Source organism: Shewanella ulleungensis (genome assembly GCF_014648315.1).
In the GTDB taxonomy this organism is placed as follows: domain Bacteria; phylum Pseudomonadota; class Gammaproteobacteria; order Enterobacterales; family Shewanellaceae; genus Shewanella; species Shewanella ulleungensis.
On the sequence record NZ_BMQW01000021.1, the window covers coordinates 1 to 11,608 of the forward strand.

Sequence of the window (11,608 nt, forward strand, 5' to 3'; positions counted from 1 at the left end):
CATCCAAATCAGAGCTATTTGAGCCAACGAAAAATGAATTATCAAATTGTACGCCAGGCCCAAACGAAGTGGAGTTTCCAGCAATATCTGTCAGTGGAAATAAAGATACCCTCCACTCACCGGCTGTAGCCCCTTTAGGTACCGTTAATTTCACCTCCCAAGTTCCATTGATATTGTCACCAGAGATTAATCGAACAACACCAAAACCTGTAGAAGAGTCATTCAATACACTTTTAGCAACAACGTTAGGAGGCTGAACGCTTGACTCATCAGTGATAGTTAACAGTACTGTCACTTGTTGGCTACTTTCAGATACATCAACGTTTTTTGTTGTTATCTCAAAACCTTCAAGAACTGGAGGAGTAAGGTCATCTGCAATTGAATCAAAAGAAATACAGAAAAGCAGCAGTAAGTAATTAAATAGTTTTAACATAAATGTCCATATCTTAAATTTAGAAATTAAATATCAAGGCCTTTTAACCCACAAAAAAACGCCCCCAAATGGGAGCGTTTAAAAAGCAAATAACGACACTAACGTCATGCTAATTAGAGATTAGCCAGTTGTTCAATATCGTTATTGGAAGCAATATGTCATCCGACATCAGCAATGGCTTATTATTACGATTAACATCTTTAATAACAAACAGTTTTTTATCATCGGCAACGCGAGTGAACACAAAATCATCATCACCGTTTTCATCTGATATGTGCACAACTAAACGGCCTTGTGCATCAATTGACCAAGGTACAAAAAAGGATTCTTCTGCACTCACTAAAGCCTGTTCATTAGACAAAAAAGTAATATTGAAGATTAATGGGTCTGCCCTTTTTGATAAAGCACCTGCATCATCCATGATAAAAGAAAACACTTTACCGATTAACATCGACGACTCGAATCTATCAGTAGATTGCACATTAAACGAATACTTAGTGTAAATGGACAGCTCAGAATCAGGCGCTTTTGCTACGCCAAAATCATCGGCTACATACAAAAAATTAATGACCTCATCCCCATGATTATGATGTAACGTCAATAAACTGTTATTAACCGTATAAGGTAATGACACAGAACCTCGATGTAATAAGGCACCATCAAACAACAAAGGCGCTACCGTATCCCCCGCTCGATAGGCGTCGTTAAATGAGGTATTAAATCTAAAATCAGTATCCGATAATGCCGTTAAAAAAGAGCCTAATGTAGTGCGATCTTGACCCACTATTTTATCGAATATAACCGTTTGATCAGTTGTACCGCTTATAATAGAGATACGCTCATAAAAGCTGAGGTCTTGATAACCGGTTAAAGCAAAATCAAGCACACCATCATTATTAGCATCAAAAATCTCAAGTCCTAGTGAACCAATTGTCCACTGTTTATCCCACTCGTACTGAGTGAGTTCTTTACCTGTAACCAAGCTTTTAATGCTTAATGTTACATTGCGATTCGTCGTATTTGGGCCAAGTAAACCAACTTCATTAATCCCATCGCCATCGATATCATGCAAATGAACAAGACGTGATGCAGGGGACCAATTTAGTGGCCAGGTAATATTTTTAATTCGTTTATTTGGTAAACGTCCATCATTAACAAGTATTTTAAAGCGTAAATCAGTATCAAACCCTGCAAGTGCAATCTCACTGATCCCATCATTGGTTAAATCATCAACAATAATGGGTGTGTCGGTATTCATCGTGGTATTCCACGTTAATGTACGCAGCATGCCTGTTTTACTGTTGCCGCGTTTTATCAACATTTGATAACGGCCATCATCGGTTCGTTTACCAAATTGCCCCCACTCAACCGTGCCGTCACCATCAATGTCATCTAATTTAAATAAAGACAAATTATCCCAATGCTTACCCCAGTTATAAACATCTAGCTTATTGGTTGATAATGCTCCATCGAACGCAAACAACTGACCATTACCACGACGTTTATTAACACCATATAAGGCGACTTCGGGAATATTATCGCCTGTCACATCAGACATAGTCACAATTTTGGGATTATCCCAAATATTAGGCCATTTAAACGTCGCCACAGGGCTTTTAAATTGGCCATCACGCACTACAAGTTGCCAGGTAGAATTAGCAGAATGTGTGCCTAATATGCCAAACTCAGTCATACCATCAAGGGTAATATCATCAATCTCATAAAACTCTGGCACAAATAATGTGTTATTCCATGACCAAGTACCTAAACTTTGGCCCGTTTTACTGCTTTTTAATATAAATTGATATTTATCAGTAAGACCATTGTAACCAAATAAGCCAATGTCTTTTACACCGTCGTTATCGCGATCGGCAACCCAATGAAACTGAGAATAGTGAAATGAATCAGTTTCAGAATCAGGGAAATCAAACGAAGTTAGTTTGGTACCATCAGCCCCCGAAATAACATCGTATCTAGTATTAGACACAAGCACATTATGTAAAGCAAAGTCAGCAATACCGTCATTGTTAACATCGGCAGCGAGTGTTATACCCTCGTTGAAAAGTCCAGTAATAGCTAAAGTAGCAGGACTAATTAAACTGAGTGTTGTAACACATAAAGCAGTATGAAAAGTTTTATAAAATAGCATTACATTCATCCTTGAAATATTAAAGAGATAATACTAAACCAAAATCAGAACAATAAAAACCATAAACCACTGATTTTATTTAACAATGGTAAATTTATATAATCTTAAACTATCAAATTAATAGTTTTAAAATACTCTTGGGAGTCTTAGTAAAAGTGTTTCAGGTAAAAGGCATAACGTGTCAGAGCACATCTGCATCGTGAGTTTTAACGGTAAATTTGAATCATCAAGCTGCCGAATGTCTATCGCTATACGAATGTCAGAATCGTAAACACCTAGCATTTCTTTACTAAATGATAAACTCACCATCTTAGCACTTGGAAAATCAGCATTAACTAACTCACCATCAATCGTTCGAAGCCTAGTTGGGATAAGCTTTTTATCTAATGGCTTATTAGAATTAATATGCCAACCATCAATTAAGTTGATTTTTAATATAAGTTTATTGTCGACTAAAACAAAATTAACGACTCCCTTGCCTCTTCCGAAAAAATAAGGTGATTGATCACTCCGGCCAGTTTTATCTATAGAAGATAATATAGACAGCTGCGATACCGTCACTGGCGACAAAACAGTTTTGGATGTTAACTGGCTCATGCGTTCAGCCATAGCCGAATCGCCTGTAGCTAAATATAATTGTCTGTAGGCATTTATCACCATCGCCACCATAGAAGGAAGCTGGTCATCCATTGCAAGTGCTAACAAATCAGCATGCTTTAACTCCTGATTCATTTGATGACTCAATTTGATTGCAAAAGTTAAATCGTCAGTATTTCCGCTAACCCCATACTTCAACAGTAACGCTTGAATTAACAAAGCATAATCATCAAGTTTTGCTTTAACTGAGGTTCTGCCATTATAAACAATTCGATAAAGTTGCTCATTACGGTAAAACAGCTCACTTATTTGGTCAATGTGCTGATACCATTTTTGCTCAATTTGTTTATCTAATGTTGCCGAATACATTTCAGCTAAGGCAACCGCATATAATGCATTCCAAGATAAAATCCCTTTTTTATCGGCCATCGGGAAATCGAAGCGCTTTTGACGTAATTGACTCAATACATCAATAAGTTGAGGGGACGGTAAATCAATAGAGCGTAGATAAAATAACTGGTTGTCAGGCAAATAGTGAATAAGCATTTGTTGTTCAGTCGAAAGCGGTAAAACATCTGTAATGGCTATCTTGTAGTAACCACCTTCAATATCATTAGACAATGCAGATAAAGACGAAACATAATAACGATCATGACTCATTTTTGAATCAACAAAACTAACAGTTTGTGCTGCAAAATCGATATATTGCTTTATCCCCGTTATCGAATAAAGCTTAACCAATACTCGTATTAACTGCGCTTGATCATAGAGCATTTTTTCAAAGTGAGGTGTTTGCCAGTCACCCGTTTCAGAGTAACGATGCATGCCGCCATCAATAAAATCATAAGTGGCACTCATTAAAAAACGGTCTACTTGAGATTTAACAATATCCACATATTCAGGATTAGTGGTTTTTTCGAACTCATTTAAGAGTTGTAGCAGCCATTCAGCCCTTAAAAAACGTGGCGCATCATGAGTTAGCTCTTGTGAGAGTATCGCCTTAACATCTTGAACTAAACGTCCGTGATAATTAAACAGTGACGCCATATCGACTGATAATTGTTGGCTTGATAACAATCGGTCATTAAGTGACTTTGCCTTACGAGAGAGCTTGTCAGGAGTCGCTAACCACTTTGTTGATATTACATTCAGTAGATTAAGCAATGAAGATTGGGGTAAATAAGAATCAATCCAAAGAATATCGCCATCAGGTGTCAAGATAACTTGGATAGGCCAACCAGGATTTCCTGTCATTTTTTCAAGCGCTAAACGATATTTAGCATCCACTTCAGGAAGAATTTCACGGTCAATTTTTACATTAATAAAATGATGATTTAATACTTTCGCGATATCCGTATTAATATAGCTTTCATTTGCAAGGACATGACACCAATGACATGTATCATAACCAATTGACACATAAATAAGTTTTTTTTGTTTTTGAGCTAAAGCTAAAATGTCATCTGTCCAAGGCAACCAATCGATAGGCTGCAAAGCATGCCTTAATAAATAAGGAGAATCTTCTTGTATCAGTCTATTAATATTATTCGGTGCTTCACCACGATGTAGAATGCCTTCTTCAATAAACCACTGCTTCCTTGACTCAAATTGTGCAAATAAGCCTTGTTTATCTGTTTCTTCACTGCCTATGCAGTCATTGCCATAAATAACACATAGACACAACAACACATGCACGATAGGTTTAAACATTACTTTGCTGCACCGTACGTTAATGTATAACTTTGATTTGCTTTTAAAGGGCCAAATTGCTGGCGTTTACCATTGGGCCAAATCACCATGACTCGTGCTAGATTTTCTTTCCCTAATCCAATAACTTGTTCTTTAGGGTGGACCGACATATAACCTTGACTACCGCTCACTTGACGCCAACCGTACCCTTTGTCGCCAAACCCAACAATTATTTGCGTACCAATCCCATCTAAATTAACCCCCGCAGAAGGCAAACCTTTTACACGTAACTTTAACCAATTATTATTAAGTGACTCTGCCTTATTCTCAAATAGCTTAGCCTTGTCGTGATAATTATTGACTAACAGATCTAAGTCACCATCATTATCGAAATCGAAATAAGTAGCTGAACGCGAATTACCTATAAAATCCAAGCCACTTTGCTCAGATGTATTGACCAACCCACCCGCTTCATTTAAAAAGAATACATTACTTGCCTTTGCTGCATCAGGAAATTCAGCGTTAATACTTTCGCCTGTATTAGGATCCGCGTAGTAAGGATTATTCGTCGAGTAAACATAGTAATCATTCATACCATTAAGCACATACAGATCATCATCACCATCATTGTCAACATCAAAAAAATCTGCGTCCCAAGCCCAACCTGTAGATGAATAACCACGGCCAACCTTATCGCTAGCTTGATAAGTTAGTACTCCATTGGCATCAAAGCTCGATATAAACAAATCATTGCCTTCTACTACTCGCATATTGGCGAGTTTATCCGGGTTAAATTCAGCTTGAGTATCCTCACTAGGCAAGACATATTTTTGATCTTTATTCATGGTAATAATATTTGAAATGTAAACATCAGCAATACCATCACGATTTAAATCACTTAACCCAATATTCATCGTATATGAAGGCTTAGCTGTACCTAGCTTATCAGCATAATCGACAAATCCTTTTCCTTGCTTATTGATATAGTAACTATTTACACCAAAATCATTACCAACAATTAAATCTTGCCAACCATCCATGTTTAAATCTGTATGAGTTACAGCCTGCCCCCAGCCAGTGTTATTAGCACCTAGGGCTTTTTCTGCCTGCTCAAAAACAAAATGACCTTTATTGATGAATAATACATTTTCTCCTCCATTGTCATTTCTGCGCTTTAGAGTAGGCAAATCACCTTTCAGATAGTTACCAAAATATTCAATATAGATATCCAACAAGCCATCATTATTAATATCAACAGTCGTTGCAGGTCCTCCAACCATGCCTGAACCACCTAATTTAGCGACACTAGTCATATCAGTAAAAGTCCCATCGCCATTATTGCTGAACATTTTGTGTGTCTCATCGACATAAGTGATCATAATATCTTGATCGCCATCATTGTCCCAATCAGCTATCAAAGGCTGTCTTGGTTCACCAGGGAGTGCTTGCTCTGCTCCCGAACTTGGACGTTGGCTAAGGTTATGTAAACCGGCTTGCAAAGTAACATCTTCATAAAAGCCATTACGATTTAAGAATAATTTATTACCGGTGCCACTGAGCAACAAGATATCGACAAGACCATCCCCATTAATATCTTCAGCAGCTACTCCACTTCCCCCAAAAGCTGGAGGAATAGTCGAAATTCCGGTATTAGCATCTTTACTTAAATAACTCCTTAATTGACGACTTAGCCAATCAGAAGATCTATGTTCAAAATCTATTTTTTGTTTGTTAGTGACATTATCAAAGTAACGGATCACTTTGTGATCTTTACTGCTGGCCGATACAATAACCGGAGCTGGTAGTACTTGTGGTTTATATTGATGATAACTATCGACGTCTTTATTAATAGACTCATAAGCACTCGTCACAAGTGCTGCAGATAATTCGCTCTGTTGATTAAACTTACCTAACTCGCCCGCTCTTCTTAGTAGTAATACACCGTAATGAGCAATCGCCTCAGACAATAATTCAGCCGCAAAAGGGTCGGCCTCTAACTTAACTTGTTCATCTAAGTCAGACAACGCTTCTTTGTAATACAACCAATGCAAACCAGAATCTCTAAAGGAGTCCATATCATAGGATTCAATAACAACGTGTTTGTCTTGAGGGTAATTTTGAAAAAATATGACATCTTCATATTCATTGACAGAATGAGGTAACAAGTGCTGCATCGCAATAGCAACATCGGCCTCCTTAATCACATTGGCTTTTCCCGCTTGCGCTTGAGATTGCAAATAGAAGTTGGCCGAAAAAACAACCATCGCCTCTGTAAAGTAACGAGTAAATTCTGCCGACTTTTGCTTGTCTAGTGGTAAAGCAAGTTTGGCAAAATACACCTGCAAATTACGAGCAAACAAGGCTTGATTGACTTGGTTGTACTGCGCAAATGCTGCCATTTTCTGCTCAATCAATTTACTCTGCAAGCCCGTTTTACTCACATGAGGCTTCTTAAAGTTTTGATCTGTTACAACGTTATTAGCAAGTGATTGCGTCGAAAAATTAGGGAACAAACTAGCCCAGCTATTAACTAGATCTTCTTGACTAACCTCTTGATGGTTATTTAATCTTGCCAAATTATCTGCCTGTTTTAACAAAGATAGCGTCACTAAATCAATTTGTTGGGTTATGTATTTTGCAGCGCCGTCACTTAATACAGGCAAATCAGAATCAAAATCTAATAAAGCTTCCTGTTGCACTGCAAGCATAGCCCTAAAGCTATAAGCAATAGACCCATAATGGCTTTCATCGCGTGCATCTATGTCAATAGACATAGCGGGGGTTGTCACACGCCATGTATTACTTAACTTCGTAGTGCTAAAAAATTCATTTATCGCAAGCTTAATTTGCGCTAATGATAATTGTTCTACATTAGGAGTTTCCGCGGTGGCTTTTATCCATATATTTCGAATTAATGCTTGTTGATATTCAGCTTTTTTATAACGAGCATTATCACTTAAAGGCGTACCATAAATTAACCCTTCCAAGCGTGTAGCCGTTGCATGACATTTTGGATCTCTTGCAGATTCAAGCTTACCCATCAATTTGAGTAAACTGTCATTTTGTTGAATAGGCTTTAAATCAAACGGCTCATTAGTTGCATATATAGAAAACACACTACATGCCGATGTCAAACACGTTATGAGGCATAAATGTGATATACGAAAATTTGCCATTAAATTTGATTCCAAATTAAAATTTTGTAGCTTATTTTATAATACAGTAGGCTTAGTACCGCTGATATTAAAACAGGGGTTACCCCCTGTCTTATTTATTGCTAATCATTATCAATTAACGATAACGATTTTTACTATATCTAACTGATGCAAATATTAATAACAACAATACAGTCCATATTGGAACACTACCACCATCAGATTTTTTAGGTGACGCAAAATCAAAACTCGCATCAAATTGGTTGTTTAGATTATTCACGTCATATTGAGAGCTTGATACATTTCCCAAAACAGATAATTTTCCATCACGTTCAGGGCGAAGGCTAAAAGATATATCCTTAGAATCCCCAGCAGCAATCTCACCTAACCTGCAAGTAAGCATGGTACCTGTTACAGTACAACCACTTGGAACTTCAGGAACTACCAAATCTGCATCTAACGTAATACTCATAACAACATTACTAGCACTTGCATCACTTAAATTATAAACAGACCATGTAATATTAACTGCACGATCAACTTGAGGATAGCTTGGCATGAGACTAGATAGCACTAAATCTACATCTTGAAGCCCCACACCTCCTCCCGCGCTCACATACCAAACGGATACACCATCTATCTGGTCAAAAGTAATAATATCGAGCAAATGATCATTATCAATATCAAGTACAGTAACACTACCTAATGCTTGTGCTTCAATAACATAATTATCAGGGCGAATATCATCTGGGCCATAATAATGCCAAATACTCACCCCATGAGACATCATTAATAACAGCTCATTAATACCATCATTTTCTAAATCGGTGACAACAATGTCATCAGCATTGGGGAACGTAACACTACTTTTGATAAAGTCATTGCTAAAGGCATCTAAAATTAAATGCCAACCACTATCGTCTTTTACAAACAAATCAGCTTTGTCATCATTATCTAGATCTGTACTAATGATACTTTTGACACCCTGATCCAACGAGTTCACGGCACTTAAAGTCCAAATTTGATTATCAAGAGTCAATAACACCGGAGCTTGGGTCTCTAATCCAACTAACAGCTTCACCACACCATCAGTACTTATAGCAGAAACAGAGGTAATCCCCACATCAGCAATTATAGAATCTTGCAGAACAGAAACCTGTTGCGTCCCTTTTGAGGCACTTAAAGACGGCAACGAAAAAGGAATAGGAACTAGATTAACAGAAGGAGAACCAGAGCCAACCCCCGAATAAATAGCTACTTGAGGTTGATATATACCGGCTAAGACAACCTCTGAATAACCATCAAAATCAACGTCAACAATTAACATGAAGTCTGCTTTAACATCATCTAAATTTTCAATTGATGTCACAGCAAATAGCCCATCTAATATATAAGCAAGGTTCCCAGCTATATCACCACCAGTAGTAATGATATCAATGTAGCCATCACCATTAATATCACTCGCAACAAATGACGTCACAGCTTGATTTAATGAAATTTTACCATTGGGAATGAGTTCACCAAAACCATCATTAATCATGACCTGTATCATTAACTCATCGGGTAAATAAACCAATAAATCTACAAAACTATCAGAATCCATATCAACAGCATAACCTAACGCAGCTGGAACACTCGTTAATACTTTCCCAGGTAATACAGACAAGGTATTCGCCAGTAATATGCTGGCCACATCTTCAAATACAACACTGTTTACATTACTACCCGTAACAGCTAAATTCGCAGAGCTAAAGCCTGAATCAACATTCTCCACCGATAATTCAATCACTCGGCTTAAAGAGTCTCCAATAGCTAGCTCATCATTAACCTCACAACGAAGAATAGCATTGGCTTGTTCATTACACTCTTCGGGTAATGAGACAATTGAAAGTTCACTGCCTAACGTAATTTGGTAATTTAATCCAATTGCCGAGGTATAGCCATTATTGGCAATATCAACAACAAGGTTAACTTTTTGTCCAACAATAGCCGGAGCAGGTGAAAAATAAATATTTACACCAAGTTCTGTATCTGTTGGCTCCGAAACCACCAAACTAAAGCGCTGTATGACAGGAAGATCTACAATAGAATCCGTCACACTAACTTCTATTATAAATGTCATATCAGCTGATTCTGCAGGCGGAGTGCCAACTAGTTGATTTAAATTATTTAAAGACAACCAATCTGGTGCAGATACTACTTCAACCGTTAGCGATGAATCGATATCATCATCTGACACAATAATATCGTATTGATAAGGCGTAAACACACTGGCTTGAGTTATTGGTTCAGACTCAAATATTGGGGTATCGTTTACATTAATCACTTCTATTGAAAATGATGGCAATTCAACATCAATTGTTCCATCTGATACTGAAATAATGATATCAGATACAAGACCCACATCATCATTAAGTGGAGTTCCACTTAGAGTGCCATCAACAATATTAAACTCAGCCCACGATGGTTTATTAGCTACCATAAATGTTAAGACATCCTCCTCATCAGCATCTAGTGCAGTAGGAGTAAATTGATATAAAGTATCCTCATCTATAACCAATAACGGAGAACCGCTTATTTCAGGCGCATCGTTAACATTGCTCACCGTAATATCAAAATCTTGTTCAACAAATAGACCTGCATTATCCGTAGCAACTAACACCACCGAGTGATCCCCTACATCATCATTTGTAGGTGTTCCGCTTAACACTCCAGCAGACGCATCAAAGGTCAACCATTGAGGAATCGTTGAAGCGCTTAGCGTCAAAATATCATCAGTATCTGGATCAGAAGCCAAAAGAGTATAAGTGTAAGCTTGATCCTGAGTAGCATCAGTTATAGCTATGGAAGTAATTAAAGGAACATCATTAACATTGGTAACAATAATACTAAAGTTTTGACTAGCCTTTAGCCCTTCAGTGTCAACAACTTGCAAAGAAACAGCATGAGTACCAATATTTTCATTAGTAGGTGTACCCGACAACGTTGAATCAACAACATTAAAGTTTAACCAATCAGGTTTAACAACCGCACTATAGATTAAACTATCGCCTTCATCATAATCTTCAGCTACCAAGGTATAACTATATGCAACATCCTGCGTAACTACAGTTATCGCAGAAGAAGTAATAACAGGTGCATCATTGATATTACTGACATTAATCACAAAACTTTGTTCAGCATTCATCCCCGAGCTATCAGTCACTTTTAACGTTACGGTATGGCTTCCTACATCTGCATTAGTAGGTGTGCCACTTAATAAAGCGGTTGAAATATTAAAATTCAACCAAGTCGGAATAACCACAGCGTTATAGGTAAGCACATCACCACTGTCATCATCCTCAACAACAAAACTATACTGATAAACTTGATCTTGGGTTGCATTCGTTATCGCTGTAGAGCTAATCACCGGCGCATCGTTGGTGTTGCTCACCGTAATGCTAAAGGCAGTTAACGCGGTGCTAATGTTGCCATCACTGACGCTGATCACAATCCCCGCCGTGGTGCCCACATCGGTATTGGTCGGCGTGCCGCTTAGCTGACCATTGGCGCTGTTAAAGCTGGCCCAGGTGGGTTTATTGATAA

5 protein-coding genes are annotated in these 11,608 nt (G+C 37.8%); all 5 read right to left on the reverse strand.

Going from position 1 to position 11,608, the window contains the following annotated elements; all coding sequences use genetic code 11:
• Positions 1 to 433 (reverse strand): DUF7034 domain-containing protein (locus IEY40_RS19865; protein WP_188959304.1); only part of this gene is annotated, 433 nt, incomplete at its 3' end.
• 109 nt (positions 434 to 542) lie between these two features.
• Positions 543 to 2,582, reverse strand: a complete 2,040-nt coding sequence (locus IEY40_RS19870; protein WP_188959306.1) for a hypothetical protein — start codon at positions 2,580 to 2,582, stop codon at positions 543 to 545.
• Positions 2,583 to 2,708: 126 nt separating this feature from the next.
• Positions 2,709 to 4,889 (reverse strand): DUF255 domain-containing protein, encoded by a 2,181-nt coding sequence (locus IEY40_RS19875; RefSeq protein ID WP_188959308.1) that lies wholly within the window; start codon positions 4,887 to 4,889, stop codon positions 2,709 to 2,711.
• Complete coding sequence (locus IEY40_RS19880) at positions 4,889 to 7,984, reverse strand: CRTAC1 family protein (protein ID WP_229777176.1); 3,096 nt, start codon at positions 7,982 to 7,984, stop codon at positions 4,889 to 4,891. The genes IEY40_RS19875 and IEY40_RS19880 overlap by 1 nt, the downstream gene beginning before the upstream one ends.
• Before the next feature lie 175 nt (positions 7,985 to 8,159).
• Positions 8,160 to 11,608 (reverse strand): putative Ig domain-containing protein (locus IEY40_RS19885; RefSeq protein ID WP_188959311.1); only part of this gene is annotated, 3,449 nt, incomplete at its 5' end.